Consider the following 22822-nt stretch of genomic DNA (forward strand, 5'->3'; position numbering starts at 1 on the left):
GCAGGAACTATAAGGGGAGTCAGGAAAATGGCAGCGACGAAAAAAAACAACACAAGAAAAAAGACGGGCACCCGCTCTGGAAGCAGAAATAAGAAAAAACAGGACGAGGGCATCGGCCTGTATACTGAGATAATATTATGGATCACACTGGCAGGCTCTATCCTGCTGTTACTGAGCAATTTCGGCATGGGAGGCCTGGTAGGAAAGACAGTCAGCGGAGTCTTCTTCGGACTGTTCGGCCTGGTGGCCTACATATTCCCTATCTTTTTATTCCTTGCCGTATCCTTTGTCATATCAAATAACAGAAATCCGAAAGCTTACCGGAAAATGGCAGGCTTTCTTTTGCTGTTCATTTCTGCCTGCGCATTGATGCAGCTTTTAACGGACGGCTATTTCGGCGGAACTTCCATTATGGATTATTATAAAATTTCGTCCACGTACCAGACCGGCGGAGGTATTCTGGGAGGACTTCTTTGCAATATCTTCGGAAAAGCGTTTGGCACGGTCGGAACTTATGTGATCGTTATCATTGCAATGATCATTGCTCTGATACTGATCACACAAAAATCCATGTTCGCGCTTCTTAAGAAGGGCAGCACCCACGTGTACGGCAGTGCGAAGGCAGGACATGCCCGCAGAAAACAGTATGCGGCAGAGCAGAAAGACAGACCTGTCACAGGAAGAAGAGCAAAACACGGAGAGAAAAACGAAGAATCCGAACCTTTAAAATTGAAAACAAGAAGAAACAAGAACGAAGACAGCATTGCAGCCAATCCGGCTGCTGAAAATATAAGTGTTATCCGGAAGGAAGCAGCAGCGGCTGAGGCAGCTTTGACGGAACCGGCAGAGGAGATTCCTGCAGATGATATCCTTCTGAAACCAGAAAATGCTTTCCCTATCCACCGTTCCGACACAGCGCCGGCAGAGGTGGAAGAGATTGTGGAAGATATACCGGCAGAACCTGTTGTGGAGGAAAAGCCCCGAAAAGCAGGTTCCGCGAAAAAAACGCGTTCCTCAAAAGATGAGATCGAGGATGGTATTGAAAACATAAAGGGTGAGATCGCGGACAAGGAACAGGAGATAAAAAAGGAATACGAAATTCCTCCCGTTTCACTGCTGAAAAAGGGAACCGGCGGAAAAGGTGATTCTGACACGCATCTTCGCAGCACAGCCAAAAAACTGCAGGAGACACTGCACAATTTCGGGGTCAATGTGACAGTGACCAATGTGAGCTGCGGTCCGACCGTTACGCGTTATGAGCTGCAGCCGGAACAGGGCGTTAAAGTCAGCAAAATTGTCAGCCTGACCGATGATATCAAACTGAATCTGGCAGCAACGGATATCCGTATTGAGGCACCCATTCCCGGCAAAGCCGCCGTCGGAATCGAAGTCCCCAATGCCACAAACAGTGCAGTTATGCTTCGTGAACTGATACAGTCCGAGGCTTTTTCCACGTGCAAATCCAAGCTGGCATTTGCGGCGGGAAAAGATATTGCAGGACAGCCGGTCATTGCCGATATTGCCAAGATGCCCCATCTGCTGATCGCAGGCGCCACAGGCTCCGGTAAATCCGTATGTATCAATACATTGATTATGAGTATCCTTTACAAAGCCACCCCGGAAGAGGTACGGCTGATCATGATAGATCCTAAGGTTGTGGAGCTGAGTGTGTATAACGGGATTCCCCATCTGCTGATCCCTGTGGTCACTGACCCCAAGAAAGCGGCAGGTGCCCTGAACTGGGCAGTTGCGGAGATGACAGACCGTTATAATAAATTTGCAGAGTACAATGTCAGGGATTTAAAAGGATACAATGCAAAAGTTGACAAAATTAAGGATATTGAAGAGGAAGGAAAGCCGGAAAAGATGCCGCAGATCGTTATTATCGTGGACGAGCTGGCAGATCTTATGATGGTAGCGCCCGGTGAGGTGGAGGATGCGATCTGCCGCCTGGCACAGCTTGCCCGTGCAGCGGGAATCCATCTGATCATCGCTACACAGCGGCCTTCCGTCAATGTCATCACCGGCCTGATCAAGGCAAACATGCCTTCCAGAATCGCGTTCTCCGTATCCTCCGGTGTGGATTCCCGGACCATTATTGATATGAACGGCGCGGAAAAACTGCTGGGCAAAGGCGACATGTTATTTTACCCGCAGGGTTACCAGAAGCCGGCCCGTGTACAGGGCGCTTTTGTCAGTGACCAGGAAGTGGGGGCTGTAGTGAAATTCTTAGCGGAGCAGAATCCTGCCCATGTCTACAGCCAGGAGATCCAGGACAAAATTGAAGCAGCCAAAGATGCTTCCGCCAATCAGGCAGGAGCGGCATCCGGTGGAAATGACCGGGATGCCTACTTTACCGACGCCGGCAAGTTCATCATTGAGAAGGACAAGGCCTCCATCGGTATGCTCCAGCGTGTATTTAAGATTGGTTTTAACCGGGCAGCAAGAATCATGGACCAGCTCTGTGAAGCCGGCGTAGTGGGCGAGGAGGAAGGTACCAAACCCAGAAAAGTCCTTATGTCCCAGGAAGAATTTGAACAGTATATAGAAGAGTATTTGTAAAATATTGATATAGATGAGAAATGAGGTATTTACATGAAGTGTGCGAACTGCGGTACAGAATTTGAAGATGGCATATTGTTCTGCCCCGTATGCGGCAAAGAAGTTCAATGGGTGCCGGAATATAATACGCTGGAGACGATTATCCAGCAGCGAGAGATACAGGAAAAAGAGAAGAAGAAAAAAGAGGAGCATGCGCTCCGGGAAAAGAGACGCCAGGAACAGGAGATGAAGCGCAGAAAGAAAAGGCGTATGGCTGTGGGCTTTACTGTGGCCGGCGTATGTGTGCTGGCTGTGGGCGCAGGTGTGATCTTCTATCAGAAGCAGTACAATTCTTTTGATTTCCAGATGGCCCAGGCTGAGTCTGAGTTCAGCAACAAGGACTATGACTCAGCTCTGAAATACCTGGAACGTGCCCTGAATCTGCAGCCTGACAGCACAGAAGCCAACATTCTGCAGGCAAAGATATATCTGAAAAATGAGGAGGAGGAGAAAGCGCTGGCGATTCTCATTGCAACCATCGCCAAGGCTCCCGACAGTGTCAGTGCCTATGGGGAACTGCTCCGCCTGTACGAGAAACAGGGGGAGGTCAAAAAGATCAAGGAGCTGATGGATGACTGTGAGAGCACAGAGGTAAAGGAACGCTATTCTTCCTATATCAGTACCCTTCCGGTTATCTCACTGGACGGCGGAACCTATGACAGCAAAGAGGAAGTGGATTTCAGCGCGATTGAAGACGGAACCAAAATATATTATACTCTGGACGGCAAAGACCCGGATACCACCAGCAAACTGTATGACTCCGCCAGCGGGATCATGTTGGAGGAGGAGGGAGAGTATACCCTGAAATATGTGGCGTATAACGCCAAAGGCATTCCCAGTGACATCGGCCTTATGACCTACACCATAGAATTCAAGGCGCCGGACGCTCCCAGGATCACACCCGCCTCCGGTCAGTATGAGGACTCCATGACAATTAAAGTATATGTGCCGAAGGGATGTACCGCATATTATGAATTTAATGAAACACCTACCACCGAAAGCACAGAATATACAGGCCCGGTTGCCATGCCTGTGGGAGAGAATATATTTTCCGCCATCTTAGTGGATGAAAACGGAAAAATAAGCAGTCCGGCAAGTGCAACTTATGTCATTTATCAATGATTTATAAAGTAAATTGGAAATTTTTCTAAAATTCGGATTGAATTTTTGTTACTTTTGCTCTATACTAAAAAGAGCGACTATAGCAATAGAATTACCATATTTGGAGTTGTGAGGAGGACATTATGTACAAGATTCTGAAAGCAGAAAAGCTCAATGAGATAGTATATCTCATGGTTGTTGACGCACCAAGGGTTGCAAAACACTGTGAACCCGGACAGTTCGTCATCGTGAAAAAAGACGATGCAGGGGAGAGAATTCCGCTTACCATCTGTGATTATGACAGAGAGGCAGGAACTGTTACGATCGTATTCCAGCCGGTAGGTGCTTCCACCGAAAAATTCGCTAAAATGCAGACAGGAGATTTCTTTGAAGATTTCGTAGGTCCGTTAGGATGTCCATCTGAATTTGTAAATGAAGATCTGGAAGAGTTAAAGAAAGAAAAACTTTTATTTGTAGCCGGCGGCGTTGGAACCGCACCGGTATATCCGCAGGTAAAATGGCTGCACGAGCACGGCATTGACGCTGATGTCATTGTAGGTGCCAAGACCAAAGACCTGATCATCCTGGAAAAGGAAATGGAAGAAGTAGCAGGAAATTTATACATCACCACAGATGATGGTACATATGGACGTCACGGAATGGTAACAAAAGTAATTGAAGACCTGACTGCTGAAGGCAAGACCTATACAAAATGTGTTGCGATCGGCCCCATGATCATGATGAAATTCTGCTGCCTGACAACTAAGAAACTGAATCTGCCCACTATCGTTTCCATGAATCCGGTCATGGTTGACGGAACCGGTATGTGCGGAGCCTGCCGTGTTATCGTCGGCGGTGAAGTGAAATTCGCATGCGTGGACGGTCCTGAATTTGACGGTCATCTGATTGACTGGGATCTGGCAATGAAGAGACAGCAGATGTACAAGACAGAAGAAGGAAGAGCATTATTAAAACTTCGTGAGGGGGATACCCATCACGGCGGATGCGGAAACTGCGGAGGTGACGAATAATGGGTGACGTATTAAAGAAAGTTCCTGTAAGAGAACAGGACCCGAAGGTGAGAGCAACAAACTTTGAAGAAGTTTGCTATGGATATAACAAAGAAGAAGCAATGGAAGAGGCAGCCCGCTGCTTAACCTGTAAAAATGCAAAATGTGTCAAGGGATGTCCTGTAAACATTGACATTCCCGGATTTATCAAAGAAGTAAAAGAGGGCAACTTTGAAGAAGCATTCAAAGTGATCGGCCAGTCCAGCGCCCTTCCGGCAGTCTGCGGACGTGTCTGCCCCCAGGAAACACAGTGTGAAGGTCTGTGTATCCGCGGTATCAAAGGCGAACCGGTTTCTATCGGTAAGCTGGAGCGTTTTGTTGCTGACTGGGCAAAAGAAAACGGAATCAAACCGGAACCTCCGAAGGAGAAAAACGGACATAAGGTTGCAGTGATCGGTGCCGGACCTGCTGGTCTTACCTGCGCCGGAGATCTGGCTAAGATGGGTTACGATGTAACGATCTTTGAAGCACTTCATCAGCCGGGCGGTGTACTGGTATACGGTATTCCTGAATTCCGTCTTCCGAAAGACAAAGTAGTTAAAATGGAAGTTGAAAATGTAAAAGCGTTAGGTGTTAAGATTGAGACGAACGTGATTATCGGTAAATCCACCACGATCGACGAGCTCATGGAAAAAGAAGGCTTTGAAGCTGTATTCATCGGTTCCGGTGCAGGACTTCCCATGTTCATGGGCATTCCGGGTGAGATAAGCAACGGTGTATTCTCTGCCAATGAGTACCTGACAAGAAGCAACCTGATGAAAGCTTTCCGCGACGACCATGACACACCTATTAAAATGGGCAAGAAAGTAGCCGTTGTAGGCGGCGGCAACGTGGCAATGGATGCTGCAAGAACAGCTCTTCGTCTCGGAGCTGAGGTACATATTGTATACAGAAGAAGTGAAGCAGAGCTTCCTGCAAGAGCGGAAGAAGTACATCACGCAAAAGAAGAAGGAATTATCTTTGACCTTCTGTGCAATCCTACAGAGATCCTGGCAGATGAAAACGGCTGGGTAAGAGGCATGAAGTGTGTTCGTATGGAACTGGGCGAGCCGGATGCGTCAGGAAGAAGACGTCCTGTAGAGATTCCGGGTTCTGAGTTTGAGATGGAACTGGATACAGTTATCATGTCCCTGGGAACTTCCCCGAACCCGCTGATTTCTTCCACCACAATCGGCCTTGATACAAACAAGAGAAAATGTATCATCGCTGATGAGGAAAATGGCAAGACAACCAAAGACGGTGTTTACGCCGGCGGTGATGCCGTGACAGGTGCCGCAACGGTTATCCTGGCCATGGGCGCAGGAAAATCCGCTGCACAGGGAATCGACGAATTCATCAAAGGAAAAAATAATTAATTAAACATACAAAGAGCCGTCACCGGACGTGGCGGCTCTTTTTTCAGTTGTATGGAGGAAAATGGAGAACACAAGGGAAATCATGATAGAAGCAATAAGAGAGGAACTGAGAGAGTCGGCTGATAAGGACTACAAAAAATTTCAGGAATCCCTGATACCGGGCCTGACGACCATGATGGGGGTCCGGCTGCCAAAGCTCCGGAAAATGGCAAAGAAGATCGCAGGGGAGGACTATGCCGGTTTTTTAGAGAAAGCGGATGATAGCTGTTATGAAGAACTGATGCTCCAGGGTATTGTGATCGGATATGCGAAAATGGAGCGGGAGGAGCAGACGCAGGCACTGGCGCGTTTTGTGCCCAAAATCAATAATTGGGCCATTTGTGACTGCAGTTGTATTACTTATAAGTTTATGAGAAAGGATTCTGTTTACTGGTTCGCCTTTTTGGAGCGATATCTCAGCTCAGAAAGAGAATATGAGATTCGTTTTGCTCTGGTATCTATGCTTGACCATTTTGTGACAGAGGATTATATTGACCGTCTGCTGGATATATGCAACCATTTAGACAGTGATGCCTATTATGTGCAGATGGCAGCAGCCTGGGCAGTCTCTGTCTGCTATGTGAAGTTTCCGGAGAAGACCGCCGCATTTCTGCAGACAGATACCATGGATACCTTTACACACAATAAATCCATTCAGAAGATCAGGGAATCCTACCGGGTGTCAAAAGAGGAAAAGGACAGACTTTTGAAATGGAAGCGGGAGGATACAGGAAAATGAAGATCACCATACTTACTGTTGGAAAAATCAAAGAAAAATTCTATCGTGACGCCATTGCCGAATATACAAAGCGTCTGAGCAAATACTGCAAGCTGGAAATCCTGGAAGTGGCAGACGAAAAAACACCGGATGCCGCCAGCGAGACTGTGGAGGAGAATATCCGCCAGAAAGAAGGCGAGCGCATTCTAAAATGCATCAGGGAAGATGCCTACGTCATTACACTGGAGATCAATGGAAAAATGCTGGACTCTGTTGAACTCTCCCAAAAGATAGAGAGTCTTGGAATACAGGGGAAGAGCCATATCACTTTTGTCATAGGCGGTTCCATCGGACTTGGAAAAGAGGTGCTGAAACGCTCGGATTTTGCGCTCAGCTTTTCCAAAATGACATTTCCGCATCAGTTGATGCGGGTAATATTGCTGGAACAGATTTACAGGAGTTACCGGATCATGAGTGGGCAGCCTTATCACAAATGAATTTTAAACGGTCAGCATATAAGGAATGGCAGACTAAGCGGTCTGTTATTCCTTTTCTCAGATTTGGATACTTTTTTGGCCGGACGATAGTTATATAATACGAAAAATGGTAGTTGTTTCCGATACAGATTATGGGTATAATATGGACTAAGAAATGACAAACAGGGATATGTGCAATTCTTATTAAAAAGAACGGAGACAAACGCATGAGAAAAAAGAAAGTGATGTTACTCTGCACTCTGATATTCTGTTGTATCCTATCGGCCTGCGGCCAGAAAAAAGAAGAAAAATCAGAGAAACCCCGGCCTGCCGCTGAATTACCTGAAAAAGAACCGGATATTGATAAAAAGAATCCTGTAAAAAAGGATACCGATAAAACAGAAGATAAAAAGAAAGAGGACAAAAAAGATGTTAAAACGGCTCCAAAGGCAGAAAAGCCAAAAGAAAAACCAGAAGCAGAGCGTCTGATCCAGGAGCAGACTTTTGATACAGAACTAATACCACTTGGAAATGTGACATTTGCCTCTTATTTGCCTGATACATCACAGATGCCATATGGAGATGCTGAATTTAAGGTGTCCCAAAACCAGCAGGTTATTGCTGTACTTTCGGGAATGAACCAGTCCAATACCAGAAAAGAGGAAACCTTTCATAAAGTGGAAGCTGTCTCCTTTCCTGATTATAACCAGGATGGTTATGACGATATTATCATTATCTGCAGTTATCTGCCGGATGACAGGACAAAGGGTGTGTATTCTGAAGCCAGATTATATTACGGAAGCGCAGAGGGCCGGTTTACTCTGGATATTGGTCTGTCAGAACAAGTGAATGTGGATGTTATGGAAAAGACGATTCAGAATATTTTAGATTTTTTTTATCAGGACACGGATTATGCAGAAATCCCCCAGACAGATGAGCCGGATGATTCTCAAGCAGATACAGCCTGGAAACAGGCATTTGCGGATTATATCCATAACACCTACGGACAGGGAGGCGTTGCCGGCTATCAGCTTATATATGTAAATGATGATGATATCCCTGAACTGGCAGTCATAGGGAATTGCGAGGCTGCGGGCTGCAGAATCGTCACCTATGCCAACGGACAGACCTATGAGAAACATCTCCGCAGGACAAATTTTACATATATCGAAAGAGAAAATCTGCTCTGTAATTCCGATGGGGTGATGGATGGGTATTATGATCTGGTATATTGTATCATTGATGGACAGATGACGCTGATCGCGGAAGGAAATTACGGCGCGGAGGATAATAGCAGCCTTCAGGTAGATGAGAACGGCAATCTTATCTACAAATATTATTGGAATGGTGTCGAAATGACAGAGGAAGATTATAACAGCGCATTAAATGAAGTATATGATATGTCAAAGGCAGCGCAGGGATATGAAACTGGTGCGTACTATACGGTTGAGGAGATTCTTGCTGAACTGGAAAATAATTAGTATACGGCAACAGTTCATAAATAGACGAAACAGCCCGGATGTCACCTTGAAGAAGGGAAAAAGATGGAAAAACACAGTAAGAAAAAACGATGGATGATTACAGGAATATCCGTTACTCTGGCGCTTGCTTCTGTCTGCATGGTGGTATGTCTGTACATGTATCAGAAGAACAGCAGCATGCGCAATGCCAGATATGTTTTGAGGGGAGAAATCAGTAAACTGCAGTATGCCATTGATTCCCAATTGTTTACCACAAAAGCACTGGAAGTGATCGTCACCAGCAACCATGGCGAGGTGGTAAATTTTGATAAGGCAGCTGAAAGTCTTTACGAAAAGGATGCCTCTATCAGAAGCCTGCAGCTGGCACCGGATGGAAATGTGACCTATGTATATCCCCTGGAGGGAAACGAGGAAGCCTTCGGCGACCTGTTCAGTGATCCTGACAGGAAAACAGAGGCAGAGTATGCCAGGGACACAGGAAAAATGACCTTGGCAGGCCCATATGAACTTTCACAGGGCGGCATGGGAATTGTGGCGAGAAATCCCATATATCTGACAGATGAGGATGGGCAGAAAACATTCTGGGGATTCAGCATTGTTGTGCTCAATGTGCCTGAGATATTTGACGAGATAAATTTAAAGGCATTGAATGGACAGGGATACAAATATAAAATATGGCGGATCCATCCGGATACAGACAAGGTGCAGAATATCATACAGAACGCGGACTTTTCTGTGACAGATGCCGTGGAGGATGTGATTCAGGTTCCAAACGGTACATGGCATTTGAGCATAATTCCCAAAAAAGGATGGGTTCCCATGGAATACATATGGATAGAATCCATTGTCTGCAGTCTCATACTCGTTCTGGCAGTCATGGTCATCAACGGCATACTGACCAGCGCAGAGCAAAAAAAGGAGCTGGCAAAGCTGGTAAATACGGACCCGCTGACGGGCCTGCATAACGGCAGATATTTTATGAACTGCTTAAAAGAATTCGTCCTGCAGAATCGTCCCTGTGTATTATACTATCTGGATATGGACAGGTTTAAACAGATCAATGACCGTTTTGGACACGATATCGGCGATAAGTTTTTAAAAGAGTCCGCAGCCCGTATGCAAAAATGCCTCTCTGAAGAGGATTTAGCATTTCGTACCGGCGGAGATGAATTTACGGTACTGGCTGCCGGTGGAAAAGGCGACGAATTCTATGAAAAACTAAAAGAACGACTGAAAGAGGAGATTGGCCGTCCATATATACTGCCCGAATGTACCCTGCATCCCCATGTGAGTATCGGGTATGCGCGCTACCCTGAGGAACAGGAAAATGCGGAGGCGCTGATTCGCCAGGCAGACCAGCGGATGTATGAGGAGAAGAGACAGATTCATCATTAATGTCAACAGATTCATTATAAAACGGAGAAGGATATGAAAAATCTTAAAATTGCATTACTCCAGCTAATGCCGGGGATTTCTTTAGAAGAAAATTTAGCCAAGGGAGTAGATGCCTGTAAAAAAGCAAAGAAAATGGGTGCTGATATTGCCCTGTTTCCGGAAATGTGGAGCAGTGGATATAAAATTTCGGAAGATATAGAGGAATTAAAAACAGATGCGGTATCCTCTGACAGTGATTTTGTCTGTTCTTTCGGCGAGCTTGCCAAAAAATTGGGTATGGCGATCGGTATCACATTCCTTGAAGCGTTTGAACCGCTGCCGCGCAACACACTCTGTCTTTTTGACCGTTTTGGCAGCAGAGTTCTGACCTATGCCAAGGTTCATACCTGTGACTTTGGTGATGAGTGCAGACTGACGGCGGGAGATGATTTTTATACTGCAGAGCTGGATACAGAACAGGGAATGGTAAAGATTGGCGCCATGATCTGTTATGACAGGGAATTTCCGGAAAGCGCAAGAATCCTCATGCTGAAAGGTGCTGAGATCATTCTGGTTCCAAATGCCTGTCCCATGGAAATCAATCGTATTTCCCAGCTTCGCGCAAGGGCGTATGAAAATATGACAGGTATTGCTACTGTCAATTATCCCTTTGGAAAGCCTGACTGCAATGGACATTCAACTGCCTTTGACGGGATTGCATACAGGGAAGGTGAGCCGGGTTCCAGGGACACTTTGATCATAGAGGCAGGCGAACGGGAAGGAATCTATATAGCTGATTTTCCCTTAGATGAAATCAGAGTCTATCGAAGAACGGAAGTCCACGGAAACGCATTTCGCCATCCCGGTAAATACGGTCTGCTCGTCTCAGAAGGAATTGAGGAACCGTTTATCAGAGAATGTTATCGAAAATAGAGAAAAAGTTATAGGAATGGAGTAATTAATATGTTTAAAGTAATATTATGGGATGTGGATGGAACACTGCTCAATTTTGACAAAGCAGAGAAATATGCCCTGCGGCAGTGTTTTGCAAAATTTGACCTGAAGGAATGTACGGATGCCATGATCTCCAGATATGCGGAAATAAACAAACGTTATTGGAAACGCCTGGAGGCCGGGGAGATCACAAAAGAACAGGTACTTCTGGAGAGATTTTCGGAATTTTTCCAAAAGGAACATATCCGCTGTGACAAGATCAAAGAGTTCAACGATGAATACCAGGTGCGTTTGGGCGATAAAATATTTTTTAATGATGACAGCAAGTCTCTTCTGGAAAGGCTGAAAGGAAAAGCAAAGCAGTACGCAGTCACAAATGGCACTTATGTGGCACAGAAACGCAAGCTTGAAAATTCAGGACTTGACGTTCTGTTTGACGGTATTTTTATTTCCGACCAGATAGGATATGAAAAACCGGACATCCGGTTTTTTGATCACATTTGGAAACAGACAGGTGTTTATGAGAAAGATGACGTTCTCATTGTAGGGGATTCCCTGACCAGCGATATGCAGGGCGGAAATAATACAGGTATCCGCTGCTGCTGGTATAATCCGGAGGACAAGGAAAATAATACAAATGTAAAGATTGATTACCTGATACATGATCTGAATGAGGTTGAATTTCTGTGAGAATCTTACATGGAGCCGGGAGTAAGGATAATATCAAAGCCGGATAAGTTCGTATTCCGGAAGGCAGTGTATTCCTCTGCCAGATTTTGAAGCTTCTGTTTTTCGGGAACGGTATTCCATAAGGTGATCTTAATTTCCATCCCTTTATTTTTCTTTTTCCCTGTCCAGATGCCAATGATCTCACCGCGGTACAGGACAGCACCGGGGTTGCTTACAAATCTCCATATTTGTTTCTGCAGTGTTTTGTCGGGCTGCAGAACCGCCCGGTCTCTCTGGTCGAGAAAGGGGTCATGTCCGCCGAGCAGCAGCAGTTCTCTTTGCAGTGAATCCGGAGACAGAAGACGTTCCTTGTCGGAGGACAGGATATATGCTTTTTTGCCAAAAACCATGACAGGTTCTGTCTCTTCCGAAACCGTTTTCCACATACGCCGTGCCTGTTTACCGGAACATCCGAGCCAGGCTGCAAAATGATTCGGTGTTGCCGGGCCGTAACAGTGCAGGTATTTCTGCATTAACTTTTTACAGGCATCCTTGTTTGGCGTAAACGAATAGCCGGTCCAGTTTTTGTAAGAGGTAAAAACCGGGCTGGTTCCCTGCCGTCCGCCGAAAACGACCAGACCTTTTAAGGCGCAGGGCCGCAGAAGAAAAGACACTACGGCACCGCCGACGGTCTGTTTATCAGGACTTCCATACATGGAGGGCTGTGTCCATAGCGCGCGCTTTTTCTCCGGGAGCAACGGCAGCATCCATTCTGCCAGGTTCTGATCCAAGGAAGTTTTGCTGATTACGGTACAGTGATCAAGCTGTGGAATTACCTGCTGTAATATTTCAAATAATTCATGGAAACCCATCTGCAGAAAATCAAGTGCCAGAGTAATTCCGGCAGTATATATCCATGGCTCATCCTCCTGCGGTATAAGCGCAGATAAAAATACATCACTTTCCAGAGCAGGAAATACAACAGGGATACCCCGCAGGCTCCAGGTCTGCAGAAGCGTTTTCTCTTTATAAAGCAAATATTCCATTTCTGTCAAACTGCAGTCAGGAATCCGGTTAAAAAGAGCAGTTTCCCAGGCGCCCGGAGGTGTATTCTGCATTCCGCACGCACCCGTCAGCTTTTCCATATCCGTTTTTTTATACTCCTTATCCAGATGGTGAGCACCCAGTCTGAAATTTCTTATTTGCTCAATGCTTATTTCGGCCATGTAGTAGTTCCCTTCGATTTATGTGTAATTATGAAAATACAGACAGTATAGTTTCGATAAATCTGCCCAGTTTGTGTAAGCAGTATACTGGGGAGCTGATAGGGATATTATACCTCTTTTTCTTTATAGACTGCAACACCGTCAGAGATAACTTTGTGTCCGGAAGCTAAAAAGCCGTCCATTTCTGAACGGCTATAAATTTTTGAATCTTTGAAAATAGGTGAATCGCAAGAGAGAATAGAGAATACCAAGCCAGCGTTTTAAAACACTGTCTGATTCGACTCCAGAATATTCCGGAACAGGTACAGATGTTTTTTCCGCAGGCAATAAATGATCCAGTAGACATCTCCCGAATCTTCTTTCTCTTCCCTTACATCCACAGTATAACTCTCTCCCTCAATGTTTACTGTTATAGTCTCTGTAAGAATCGTCCCCCAATATTTTAAATCATGTTTCTGACAGAATTCTTTGATCAGATCTGTGATTTCTTCCTTTGTTTGTGGATACTGGCTTCTGAAAATAATATATGCGTCCTTCATATGGAATCTCCTTTCGGTATTTTAAAAAATCATACATTATGTTTTAGAACCGTACCGGTGTTGCCCGGCATGTGAACCGTGACAGAACTCTGGCGTTTTGATGATTCCGTCAGGTCATATTTTTCCAGTACAGCGTACAGTTTTTCTGCCATGGTGCGGTCCATATCACAAAGCGGCAGCCTGCAGGGGCCTACATCATAACCCATGGCGCGCATCGCCTGTTTTACGGGTATCGGATTTACATCTAAAAACAGCGCTTCAATGAGCTCCAGGTATTTTAACTGCAGATTATCGCTTTCTTCGCTGTTTCCACGGAAATAGGAAGTGCAGATGGCATGGGTCTCGTTTGGAACAAGATTGGACAGAACAGATATCACACCCTTTCCTCCAAGAGCCAGAGAAGATGTGATCTGATCGTCATTGCCGGAATAAATGGCCAAATCCTCTTTGCACAGACTGGCTATTTTGGCCATCTGGGAAAAGTTGCCGCTTGCCTCTTTTACAGCCACTATATTTTCTGTTTCGCTGAGCCGTTTATAAGTGGCCGGGTAAATGTTCACCCCGGTGCGAGACGGTACATTATATAATATGACCGGCAGACGGGTAGACCTGGCACATTCGTTGAAATGCAGAAACAAGCCCTGCTGTGATGCCTTGTTATAATACGGTGTTACATGGAGAAGCGCGTCGGCCCCGGCTTTTTCGCATTCTTTTGAAAGGTATACGGCATGTGCGGTATTGTTGCTTCCTGCCCCGGCTATGACCGGAACGCGCCCACGGACATGTTTGACTGCGCGGCGTACCAGTTCTATATGCTCATCATCTGTCAGGGTGGAGCCTTCTCCTGTTGTACCTGCAACTACGATGGCATCTGCGCTGCCTGCGATCTGCATATCCAGCAGCTCGTCAAAGACAGAATAGTTAATCGAATAATCCTCCTTCATCGGAGTGACAACAGCAGTTCCCACACCTTTAAATACTATCTTTTTCAAATTTGAATCCTCCCAAACCTTTGTAATTTAGATTATGGAAATTATAGCAGTTTGGTTATTAAATGGGAGTGAAGTTCCGGGCAGAGGCATTAAGTTTCAATAAATGTAAGAATCGGCTGTGGTAATATATCGATTGTCATACATTTCAATATCATATATAATAAGCCTGTGAGCGGTATAAAACCGTTGGGAACAGACGAATTGTCTGCAATAACATCCGGCGGAAGTGGTGGACAGTCTGTAGAATCCCGGAAGGTTTGCGCAGAAACCGGAAAAGGCCTTCGTTTCTTCCAGCAGCGCGCTGAAAATCAAAGAACAGGAGCACAACATTATGGATTTAAAGAAAAACATCTGTGATAATATCAAAGAATGTGAGATAAAGATCGGCTATCGGGAGGAAGATATGAACCTATATTATCCGCAGGCATCCTTACTGGAACTGCTTCCTGCCGAAAAAGAAAATCTGTCCGAGGCGCTTGCTGCATTTTGCAGGACCGCAGAACCGGAGCTTGGAAAACTGACCATAAAAGAGACAGAGGAAAAAGGCCGGTATTGTATTCATGTCCCATCCGCAGGGGTAAAATATGTCCATGAAAATCTGGAGGACAGCCCATTTTTAAAAGCCTTTTTGGCGGAAATATTTAAACCCGGTAATACTGTGGAGGATATGATAAAGATATTCCAATCCTTCTCTCAGGATATTATTATAGAAAAGATTGACGAACAGGAATGGGGAATCTCTTTTCAAAATCCGGAAATAGATCCTTACGTGTATTATCTGGAGCAGGATGCGTTCGGTCTGCAGTATCATCGGTTTACAAGGCAGGCCTATGATGCGTTAAAGGATAGTTATTGATCTGTCCATGCAGAATCGCCTTTGGCGATGGGATTTTCCGGCGCAGGAAATGCACCGATTTGCGGAAGCATTTCAAACAAAGACAAAATACCTCTGCTGATATACTATGAATGCAGAGGTGCTTTTTTATTAACTTTATAATGAATATTGAATATTATTTAATGATAAACATTAAAATACATTGACGGAAGCTATCCTGTGTGATATAACGGAATTAGAAATAGAAGACGGAAAAGTTTGAAAATGGGAGGGTGCAGATATGGGTGAAAGCGATTTTACAACAGATGTCAATGTGACGGAAAAGAAGTTTTCAAAAAAATTAAAATTTCTTTTGATACTTGCGATTTTCCTGACAGGTATGATTGCTGTCTGCGGGTTTTACAGTGTAATGGTAATGCTGCAGGAAGAAGAGAATATTACAATTACAGCCTACAGTCTTATTTCATATTTGTTTGACTGCATGATCTTCATTTCACTGATCCGAATCTACGCCAGAAAACAATTTTTTATTCAATCCCTGCAAAAAAACATTTTGATCATGGGATGGATGATTATATGCGGAGCGTTTATCATCACACATTTTTCCACTTATCATTCAAGTGGTTTTTCAATCATGCAGTACGGAAGTTTTATACTGGCAGATGGAAGAATGCTGACTCTGGGCATCTTGTTTCTGGTTTTCAGCAGCCTGATAAAAGAAGGATTGGAAATGCAGAAAGAAATGGATAAAATCCTTTAGGAGCATAGCATATGGCGATTATATTAAGATTAGACCGGGTCATGGCTGACCGCAAAATGTCCCTGAATGAATTATCGGAAAAAGTAGGGATATCAAATGTCAATTTATCCAACCTGAAGACAGGAAAAGTGAAGGCAATCCGTTTTTCCACGCTGGAAGCAATCTGTGATGTACTGGACTGTCAGCCGGGAGATATTATAGAATACCGCAGAACTTCCGGGGCGGAGTACCGGGCAAAAAATATTACAGATAATCCCGCTGACATTCCTGACACTGCACATCCCGACTGCAGCAAAAATTCAAAATAATGTCATCAACACGTGTGCAGGTAGCCTTTTTATATGTTACAGTATGTGCAGCCTTACTGCTGTCCTTCGGACATGTTGCGTGGCTCACTATTGTATATGTATGTTCATCGTCTTTTGTTTGTTTTTCCATAAGAATACTCCTGTATAACATAAAGTAAATACACCGGGTACAAGATCATTATATAGAAAACGGCGCAAAAAAGAAAGAGCCGATCAAAAAAAGAGAGGTATAGAGATGAAATTTGTTATGTCTTACAGCTGCGGCAAGGACAGTACCCTTGCACTTCACAAACTGATAAAAGCCGGACATGAGCCGGTGGGCCTGCTGGTTATGGTCAATAAAGATATGGACCGTTCCTGGTTTCACGGTGCGGATCACAGGCTGCTGGAAAAGTTTTCAAAGGCACTGGAGATTCCCTTGCTTCTCTGTCCCTCCGGAGGTGACGAGTATCATCTGGAATTTGAAAAAGGCCTGAAAAGAGCCATGGAACTTGGGGCAGAGATGGCCGGTTTCGGCGATATTGATATTGAAAATAACCGCAGGTGGTGCGAAGAGCGGTGCCGCGCGGCAGGCCTGAAAGCTGCATTCCCGCTGTGGCAGCAGGGACGTGAGAAGATAGTGCAGGAGATTATTTCAGAAGGCTATTGCTGTATTATCAAATCCATAAACAATCAGCTTCTGCCAAAAGAACTCCTGGGAAAACAGTTAGATTCGGAAACATTGGAGATAATGGCGGCAAGGGGCATTGATATCTGCGGAGAAAACGGAGAATACCATACCATCGCAGTGGACGGGCCGATTTTCAGGCATAAGCTGGAAATACAGACAGGCAGTATTCTTGATTTCGGTGAGCGGTCAGTGATTGATCTTAGATGAATTGGCAAATTTAAAAATGTAATCTGAAGAATTAAAAAAGGGTGCTGTCGGCATTCACTGACAGCACCTATTCTTTCATCTGCAGCGCTCCCTTTTTAAGCCGGAAATTCACATCGGCTTGTTTGGTTGATTCATGATTTTCCGTTTATGTATGATCCGCGGGCTGTATCAGCCGTTTGCTTTCCCAGCCCTTGTTTTTAAAATAAAGCCAGCCGACGAGGAAGGGCAGGAGAGGGGACAGGGCCTGTCCCACATATACACCGGGGAATCCCATACCTGCCGTAAATGCCAACAGCCAGCTTACGGGCAGCCGGACAACAGCCGCATCCAAAAGTGCATTTACCATGGCAATGTTAGCGGCGCCTATGCCGATAGCAAAGGAATCGAAGGTATACAATGCAGCGTAAACCAGACTGTTTATGCCGCAGCAGATCCTCAAATAAAGGATGCCGTCTGCAATCACCTCTTTATTTTGGGGTTCAAACAGCATGATGATCTGTCCTGCAAATAGTTGTACAAGAACCACTGCCATTAGCGTGATCAAAAGGTTTAAGCGCAGCCCGGTTTCCGTTGTCTTTTTGACCCGGTCTGTTCTGCCTGCGCCCATGTTCTGTCCGGCCATGGCGGTTACAGCCTGGCCGACTGCCCAGCAGGGCATTCCTGCAAAGGTATTGACTTTCAGTCCCACCCCAGATGCTGCAGCAACAGACACTCCGAATTGATTCAACATGCCTGTGATCATAAGATAAGAGATATTCACAACTGCCATTTGTACCGCTGTGGGCAGTCCGACTTTTAAGACAGCAGCCATTTTTTCAGTCTGAACAGCAAAATTTTTCAGCCTGAACGGAAAGATAAAAGTTTTCCTTCTCAGACAGCATATGGATATTGCAAGGGAGATACCCTGTGAGAAAACGGTGGCATAAGCTGCGCCTGCAGTCCCCATACCGAAAGGTCCCACTAAAAGAAGGTCCAGCAGGATATTAACGACTGCCGCGGCTGCGATAAAGTAAAGTGAACTTTTGGAATCTCCCAATCCTTTCATAACAGAGCAGACAGCATTATAGCCAAACACGAACACTGTTCCGCAGCAGATAATTCTCATATAATCGCAGGCGTCCTGCATGGACCCGGCAGGAACACGCAGTATCTGAAAAAGCGGCCGGTAAACAAGCAGCCCTGACACTGTGACTAGTAATGAGGCAAAGAAGGAGAGGGAAAATAATGTCCCGACAGTTTCACGCTGTCCCTCTTCATCATCTGCCCCTTTGTATTGGGCAACCAGCACAGTACCTCCCATTGTAACGCCGATACATATGGAATTAATGATAAAACTTATCATAGACGCATTGCTGATCGCGGCAAGTCCTGTTTCCCCCACAAACCTTCCCACAACAAGCATATCCACAATACTGTAAAAGGACTGCAGTAAATTGGCAAGCAGCAGGGGGACAGCAAACTTTATCAGTTTTTTTGAGACATTTCCCGTTGTCAGATCTTGTTCTTTTCTCATCAAATCATTTCTTTCTTTCATAGATAAGTCCGGCATGCCTTTTCCCGGCACCGGAACATGCATAATAAGAAAACAGAGGGCAGCCACGGTAATGTGCTCCCTCTGCTTGTATGACAATAACAGTTCAAATACAAAAGGCAGCAGACAAAACATTGCCTCCTGCCCAAATCGCATACAAAAACAAATCCCAAATCATGAATCTGTTTTGGAATCTGCCTTTTATAATATCATAAATACTCTATCAGGCTCCGCACAATGTTTTGTTATATACAATTGTTCGGAGCTGTTGTCAATACAGAATTTCCCATATAACTTCATTGTGCCCACCCTTTCTGTTCATCCTTTTACCTCATTATAAACAGTCAGGGTTATACTGTCAATATTCTGTCGCACGGGATATGAATCCCCCAAAAGATGATTGACATTTATCTACTACTAATGTAAAATAAAATCAGGTACTACAATTGTAGAAAAACTCTGTAACCTGACCGGAATATAATGATTCGGTATCTGCAGACAGTACAGGAGGTGATAAGATGAAAAAGCGTATTCAGAAACTGCCTGATTCGGAGCTGGATGTGATGCTTGCTTTGTGGAACGGTCATCCTGATATGACCCGGCTGGAGGTGGAGGCTTTTGTAAACCAGAAAAAAGAACTGGCACCCACCACGATCCTGTCCATGCTCACCCGGCTTGAAAGCAAGAAATTTGTCTCTGTAAAAAGGGAAGGGAAGACAAATCTCTACAGCGCGGTTGTGACGCAGAGCGAATACCAGCAGCAGGAAGGGAAAAGCGTGCTGGAAAAATTGTATGGAAATTCGCTGAAGAACTTTGTGGCGTCTCTTTATCAGGGAAAACAGATTCACGAGGAAGATATACAGGAACTGGAGGAGTTCCTGAAGGAACTGGAGCGGAAGGGGGAATAGTCTATGGCAGAGTTTATGCTGCACATAATTAAAGTGAATGTTTTGTCAGCTTTCATCATTTTTATTGTGCTGGCAGTATCAAGACTGCTGGACAGGAAATATTCCTCCAGGTGGAAATATCTTATCTGGCTGTTTGTTTCCGTATTTCTTCTCATTCCGGTCAGGTTTCCATCTCCTGCCGCAGGACTGAATATAGAAGTACCAAAACAAATTGTCCGGGCAGAAGCAAGCAGGAGTACGAATACGTCCGGCGCGGAGAATCTGCAGTCTCCTGCAGACACCGCGAACAGCAGCAGTGACCTGCAGAAGGATACAGACAAAAATGCAGACCTGCAGGGCAGCACGGGACAGGAGAATATAACTATGGATACCGTGGCATGGATCATGGCAATTATCTGGGGAGCGGGTATTTGCACAGCAGCGGTATATAAAGTGTTTGTTTTGAGAGCAGGAAGACAGTACCTGCGCCGCTGGAGGATTCCTTTTACGAACCGTGAGAGGATTGCTGAATATGATAAACTGTGTAAAGAGATGCATCTGAAAAAAGCACCGAAGCTTGTGGCAAACAGCAGGCTATCCGGGCCGCTTTTGGCAGGGATCAGGAATACCTTTCTCTATCTCCCTGTACGGGAGTATTCAAAAGAGGAATGTGAAATGATCTTCCGGCATGAGCTATGCCACTACCGCAGCCGGGATCTGTGGTATAAACTGCTCATGATATGCATAACAACGGTTTATTGGTTCAATCCGGCAGTTTACTTTATGAAAAAAGAGGCGGAGCGTGATATAGAGTTTATATGTGATGAGAAAGTCATGAAAGGCAGGAACCGTGAGGATAAGCTTCGGTATAACCAATTGCTTCTGAAGACAGCAGCACTGGGCAGACCATCCTATGAGCTGTCCACCAGTCTGAATGACGGCCTTCTCACATTCAAAAAAAGGATGGTAAATATTATGAAGGCAGGAAAAATGAAACGGGGAATCCTTCCTGTTATCTGCTTTACCATCATTTTAGTTACATCGAATGTATTTACCGGCTGTTCCTTAAAAGACTCCGGTGAAAAAAAGAAAGATGCGGATACGGAAGCCACCACTGACAGCGGCGCTGACAAGGATGAGGATACACCCGCCGGCAATGAGGAAAAAGACAAAAAAGAGAAGGTGGTCAAGGGAACTAGTACGGTCAATCCCGTCACAGATACAAAGGAAAAGGCAGATACGCCTGTCGAACCCGAACAGGAAGAAGGGACCACTGAAACACCGGCGGCGGATCCGGCTTCCACAAAGGAGGAACGCACGGAACTGAGCGGATTTATGAATCGGGATTCTCTGCCTTCCATGGCACAGAATCTGGGACTTCATCAAACACAGGCTATGCTGTTTGGTGAATCAGGTCAGCGGTATGAAGGAGACGGCATTCAGGTTGAGTGGCATTCTGATACAGAAGGAATCGGAGGCCGCACCCCGATTACGATCGAATGCGATAATAACAGCAGTGTCAGTATGGAGGGATTTTACTGCGGGCAGCCCTACAAGGAAGCGGAAGCCGGACTTCTGCAGAGCGGTTACCGAAATATGGGTGATAGTAATCCGGACCACAAAGAGTACATATCTGATTCGGAAAATATAATCATAGGTTTTGATATAGCAGGGGATACCATAAGCTCGTGGTTCTGGCTGAACTGGCCGCAGGGCGACTTCGCGCCTGTCACGACCCAATACATGCCTGCTGACGGAGATTACAGAAATTCCAACGACGGAGAATATTCCACCATAAAAATCACCGGGATCAATGACTACAGTTTTTATTTTTCCATTTACAGATATACAGAAGGGGAAGGGGATCAGCAGATCTTCATGGACAATATAGCAGTCTTTGAGGAGGCAGATTCCGCAACTGCAGTATTCCGCGGGCAGCAGTACACGCTGACCTTTGACTGTTCTCAAAGCGGACTTATCGTTCTGTCAGGATTTGATGATGCCACTGCATTGGGCAATACCTTCTGGACGTTCTGAGTTAGGCATATCAACAAAAATTATTAAAATCGGAGAGTGAAAATGCAGCATAAAAAAAGGCCCCGGCCGTTATGGAAAAAAATACTTTTCAGTCTGTTGACTGCAGTGCTGCTCATGGTTCTATGCTTTTTTGTCTATGTTTCTGATTATTACCATGCGAAGGAGTATCAGGCAGAGGCAGTATCTGCCGATTCAGAAGATTACATTGTATACGGAGATAAAAACAGCAGCACAGGTTTTATCTTTTATCCCGGCGGACTGGTGGAGGCCGAAAGCTATGCGCCGCTACTTGACAGAATTGCGCAGAAAGACGTCTGCTGTGTTCTGGTAAAGATGCCTTTTCATCTGGCAGTTTTTGATTCCGGCGCAGCAGACAGGGTGATCCGGGATTTTCCGGATATGGAACGCTGGTATATTGGCGGACATTCTCTGGGCGGTGCCATGGCTTCCTCCTATGCACAGAAGCATGAGGATTCTTTAAAAGGGCTGGTTCTGCTGGCTGCTTATCCCACAGATACCCTGTCCGCCCTGCCGGTCCTGTCCATCTACGGCAGCATGGACGGAGTTCTGAACCGGGAGAAGTACAAGGACTCCATCAAAAACGCGGAAATCTGCAGTGAGATCATAATTCAGGGAGCTAACCACGCAGGTTTCGGTAATTACGGGGAGCAGAAAAAAGATAACACGGCAGAGATTTCAAGGGAGGAACAGTGGGATACAACTGCTTCTTATATTCTGGAATTTTTTGAAGCATCGGATGCGCCATGACAAAGAGTCCGGCCTGCCTGACTCTCCGCCAAAGCGCAGCCGCCTGCGGCCGTTTCCCTCTTAAAAAGCAGAGGCATTTGCATAAAAATGCCCTGCTTTTTTTGTCTCTGTTTTCCATGTGCGTCGTAACCGGATTCTTTTTACTATTGGAAATCGCCATACAATAGGGTATAATAAGAACGTAGTCGTAACTGTTCAGTCAGGTCTGCGCATTTACTGCGCTG

Annotated in this window: 20 protein-coding genes and 1 pseudogene; 17 read left to right on the forward strand and 4 right to left on the reverse strand. The window is 45.4% G+C overall.

Features of this window, described 5'->3' with window-relative positions:
- Window positions 1–27 precede the first annotated feature (27 nt).
- From V8Q34_RS03245 to V8Q34_RS03290, 10 genes are all read left to right on the forward strand, one after another.
- The gene (locus V8Q34_RS03245; protein WP_033140299.1) at window positions 28–2562 is read left to right on the forward strand and encodes an FtsK/SpoIIIE family DNA translocase; all 2535 of its coding nucleotides are present in this window, start codon (window positions 28–30) and stop codon (window positions 2560–2562) included.
- Between the two features lie 33 nt (window positions 2563–2595).
- On the forward strand, window positions 2596–3723 hold the full coding sequence (locus V8Q34_RS03250; protein WP_033140298.1) for a chitobiase/beta-hexosaminidase C-terminal domain-containing protein: 1128 nt from the start codon (window positions 2596–2598) through the stop codon (window positions 3721–3723).
- A gap of 122 nt (window positions 3724–3845) precedes the next feature.
- Entirely contained in the window at window positions 3846–4733 is an 888-nt protein-coding gene (locus tag V8Q34_RS03255) for a sulfide/dihydroorotate dehydrogenase-like FAD/NAD-binding protein (protein ID WP_033140297.1), read from the forward strand.
- The gene (gene gltA / locus V8Q34_RS03260; RefSeq protein ID WP_103732720.1) at window positions 4733–6127 is read left to right on the forward strand and encodes an NADPH-dependent glutamate synthase; all 1395 of its coding nucleotides are present in this window, start codon (window positions 4733–4735) and stop codon (window positions 6125–6127) included. The genes V8Q34_RS03255 and gltA overlap by 1 nt, the downstream gene beginning before the upstream one ends.
- Before the next feature lie 61 nt (window positions 6128–6188).
- Window positions 6189–6905 carry a DNA alkylation repair protein gene (locus V8Q34_RS03265; protein ID WP_335834788.1) on the forward strand — a complete coding sequence of 239 codons (717 nt, stop codon included), beginning with the start codon at window positions 6189–6191 and terminating at the stop codon, window positions 6903–6905.
- Window positions 6902–7381, forward strand: coding sequence for a 23S rRNA (pseudouridine(1915)-N(3))-methyltransferase RlmH (gene rlmH, locus V8Q34_RS03270; RefSeq protein ID WP_033140295.1), 480 nt, complete (start codon window positions 6902–6904; stop codon window positions 7379–7381). Before V8Q34_RS03265 ends, rlmH begins: the two co-directional genes overlap by 4 nt.
- Window positions 7382–7587: 206 nt before the next feature.
- The gene (locus tag V8Q34_RS03275) at window positions 7588–8841 is read left to right on the forward strand and encodes a hypothetical protein (RefSeq protein ID WP_335834789.1); all 1254 of its coding nucleotides are present in this window, start codon (window positions 7588–7590) and stop codon (window positions 8839–8841) included.
- Between the two features lie 63 nt (window positions 8842–8904).
- Complete coding sequence (locus V8Q34_RS03280) at window positions 8905–10236, forward strand: sensor domain-containing diguanylate cyclase (RefSeq protein ID WP_335834790.1); 1332 nt, start codon at window positions 8905–8907, stop codon at window positions 10234–10236.
- Window positions 10237–10269: 33 nt separating this feature from the next.
- Window positions 10270–11148 (forward strand): carbon-nitrogen hydrolase family protein, encoded by an 879-nt coding sequence (locus V8Q34_RS03285; protein ID WP_335834791.1) that lies wholly within the window; start codon window positions 10270–10272, stop codon window positions 11146–11148.
- Window positions 11149–11178: 30 nt separating this feature from the next.
- Window positions 11179–11859 (forward strand): YjjG family noncanonical pyrimidine nucleotidase, encoded by a 681-nt coding sequence (locus tag V8Q34_RS03290; protein WP_335834792.1) that lies wholly within the window; start codon window positions 11179–11181, stop codon window positions 11857–11859.
- A gap of 5 nt (window positions 11860–11864) precedes the next feature.
- Here V8Q34_RS03290 and V8Q34_RS03295 read toward each other — a convergent pair whose 3' ends face one another.
- The 3 genes from V8Q34_RS03295 to dapA all read right to left on the reverse strand — a co-directional run bounded on the left by V8Q34_RS03295 (window position 11865) and on the right by dapA (window position 14595).
- Window positions 11865–12983 carry a winged helix DNA-binding domain-containing protein gene (locus V8Q34_RS03295; RefSeq protein ID WP_335834793.1) on the reverse strand — a complete coding sequence of 373 codons (1119 nt, stop codon included), beginning with the start codon at window positions 12981–12983 and terminating at the stop codon, window positions 11865–11867.
- 341 nt (window positions 12984–13324) lie between these two features.
- Window positions 13325–13603 carry a hypothetical protein gene (locus tag V8Q34_RS03300; RefSeq protein WP_335834794.1) on the reverse strand — a complete coding sequence of 93 codons (279 nt, stop codon included), beginning with the start codon at window positions 13601–13603 and terminating at the stop codon, window positions 13325–13327.
- 29 nt (window positions 13604–13632) lie between these two features.
- Complete coding sequence (gene dapA / locus V8Q34_RS03305; RefSeq protein WP_335834795.1) at window positions 13633–14595, reverse strand: 4-hydroxy-tetrahydrodipicolinate synthase; 963 nt, start codon at window positions 14593–14595, stop codon at window positions 13633–13635.
- Window positions 14596–14926: 331 nt separating this feature from the next.
- Between dapA and V8Q34_RS03310 the strand changes: the two genes are divergently transcribed.
- The 4 genes and pseudogenes from V8Q34_RS03310 to V8Q34_RS03325 all read left to right on the forward strand — a co-directional run bounded on the left by V8Q34_RS03310 (window position 14927) and on the right by V8Q34_RS03325 (window position 17375).
- The gene (locus V8Q34_RS03310; protein ID WP_335834796.1) at window positions 14927–15451 is read left to right on the forward strand and encodes a DUF3877 family protein; all 525 of its coding nucleotides are present in this window, start codon (window positions 14927–14929) and stop codon (window positions 15449–15451) included.
- A 259-nt stretch (window positions 15452–15710) separates the two neighbouring features.
- Window positions 15711–16190, forward strand: a complete 480-nt coding sequence (locus V8Q34_RS03315; RefSeq protein ID WP_033140286.1) for a hypothetical protein — start codon at window positions 15711–15713, stop codon at window positions 16188–16190.
- Window positions 16191–16201: 11 nt separating this feature from the next.
- A pseudogene (locus V8Q34_RS03320) lies at window positions 16202–16402 on the forward strand (helix-turn-helix domain-containing protein); the annotation flags it as partial.
- Window positions 16403–16733: 331 nt separating this feature from the next.
- Window positions 16734–17375, forward strand: a complete 642-nt coding sequence (locus tag V8Q34_RS03325; protein WP_335834797.1) for a diphthine--ammonia ligase — start codon at window positions 16734–16736, stop codon at window positions 17373–17375.
- Between the two features lie 145 nt (window positions 17376–17520).
- Here V8Q34_RS03325 and V8Q34_RS03330 read toward each other — a convergent pair whose 3' ends face one another.
- Window positions 17521–18888: an MATE family efflux transporter gene (locus V8Q34_RS03330; RefSeq protein WP_335834910.1), complete on the reverse strand. Its 1368-nt coding sequence runs from the start codon at window positions 18886–18888 to the stop codon at window positions 17521–17523.
- A gap of 536 nt (window positions 18889–19424) precedes the next feature.
- On the opposite strand from V8Q34_RS03330, the gene V8Q34_RS03335 reads away from it, so the two are divergent.
- The 3 genes from V8Q34_RS03335 to V8Q34_RS03345 are packed head-to-tail and all read left to right on the forward strand — an operon-like array spanning window position 19425 to window position 22598.
- On the forward strand, window positions 19425–19814 hold the full coding sequence (locus V8Q34_RS03335) for a BlaI/MecI/CopY family transcriptional regulator (protein WP_033140284.1): 390 nt from the start codon (window positions 19425–19427) through the stop codon (window positions 19812–19814).
- A gap of 3 nt (window positions 19815–19817) precedes the next feature.
- Window positions 19818–21830: a M56 family metallopeptidase gene (locus tag V8Q34_RS03340; RefSeq protein ID WP_335834798.1), complete on the forward strand. Its 2013-nt coding sequence runs from the start codon at window positions 19818–19820 to the stop codon at window positions 21828–21830.
- Window positions 21831–21872: 42 nt separating this feature from the next.
- Window positions 21873–22598, forward strand: a complete 726-nt coding sequence (locus V8Q34_RS03345; RefSeq protein WP_227243172.1) for an alpha/beta fold hydrolase — start codon at window positions 21873–21875, stop codon at window positions 22596–22598.
- Window positions 22599–22822 lie beyond the last annotated feature (224 nt).

Origin of the sequence: Blautia sp. JLR.GB0024 (assembly GCF_037000545.1) — a bacterium.
GTDB lineage: Bacteria > Bacillota > Clostridia > Lachnospirales > Lachnospiraceae > Blautia > Blautia celeris.

Bases quoted from the DNA above. Each gene is read 5' to 3' on its own strand.
- V8Q34_RS03245 (WP_033140299.1), top strand. From the start codon at position 28: ATGGCAGCGACGAAAAAAAACAACACAAGAAAAAAGACGGGCACCCGC.
- V8Q34_RS03250 (WP_033140298.1), top strand. From the start codon at position 2,596: ATGAAGTGTGCGAACTGCGGTACAGAATTTGAAGATGGCATATTGTTC.
- V8Q34_RS03255 (WP_033140297.1), top strand. From the start codon at position 3,846: ATGTACAAGATTCTGAAAGCAGAAAAGCTCAATGAGATAGTATATCTC.
- gltA (WP_103732720.1), top strand. From the start codon at position 4,733: ATGGGTGACGTATTAAAGAAAGTTCCTGTAAGAGAACAGGACCCGAAG.
- V8Q34_RS03265 (WP_335834788.1), top strand. From the start codon at position 6,189: ATGGAGAACACAAGGGAAATCATGATAGAAGCAATAAGAGAGGAACTG.
- rlmH (WP_033140295.1), top strand. From the start codon at position 6,902: ATGAAGATCACCATACTTACTGTTGGAAAAATCAAAGAAAAATTCTAT.
- V8Q34_RS03275 (WP_335834789.1), top strand. From the start codon at position 7,588: ATGAGAAAAAAGAAAGTGATGTTACTCTGCACTCTGATATTCTGTTGT.
- V8Q34_RS03280 (WP_335834790.1), top strand. From the start codon at position 8,905: ATGGAAAAACACAGTAAGAAAAAACGATGGATGATTACAGGAATATCC.
- V8Q34_RS03285 (WP_335834791.1), top strand. From the start codon at position 10,270: ATGAAAAATCTTAAAATTGCATTACTCCAGCTAATGCCGGGGATTTCT.
- V8Q34_RS03290 (WP_335834792.1), top strand. From the start codon at position 11,179: ATGTTTAAAGTAATATTATGGGATGTGGATGGAACACTGCTCAATTTT.
- V8Q34_RS03295 (WP_335834793.1), bottom strand. From the start codon at position 12,983: ATGGAAAAGCTGACGGGTGCGTGCGGAATGCAGAATACACCTCCGGGC.
- V8Q34_RS03300 (WP_335834794.1), bottom strand. From the start codon at position 13,603: ATGAAGGACGCATATATTATTTTCAGAAGCCAGTATCCACAAACAAAG.
- V8Q34_RS03310 (WP_335834796.1), top strand. From the start codon at position 14,927: ATGGATTTAAAGAAAAACATCTGTGATAATATCAAAGAATGTGAGATA.
- V8Q34_RS03315 (WP_033140286.1), top strand. From the start codon at position 15,711: ATGGGTGAAAGCGATTTTACAACAGATGTCAATGTGACGGAAAAGAAG.
- V8Q34_RS03325 (WP_335834797.1), top strand. From the start codon at position 16,734: ATGAAATTTGTTATGTCTTACAGCTGCGGCAAGGACAGTACCCTTGCA.
- V8Q34_RS03330 (WP_335834910.1), bottom strand. From the start codon at position 18,888: ATGAGAAAAGAACAAGATCTGACAACGGGAAATGTCTCAAAAAAACTG.
- V8Q34_RS03335 (WP_033140284.1), top strand. From the start codon at position 19,425: ATGAAAAAGCGTATTCAGAAACTGCCTGATTCGGAGCTGGATGTGATG.
- V8Q34_RS03340 (WP_335834798.1), top strand. From the start codon at position 19,818: ATGGCAGAGTTTATGCTGCACATAATTAAAGTGAATGTTTTGTCAGCT.
- V8Q34_RS03345 (WP_227243172.1), top strand. From the start codon at position 21,873: ATGCAGCATAAAAAAAGGCCCCGGCCGTTATGGAAAAAAATACTTTTC.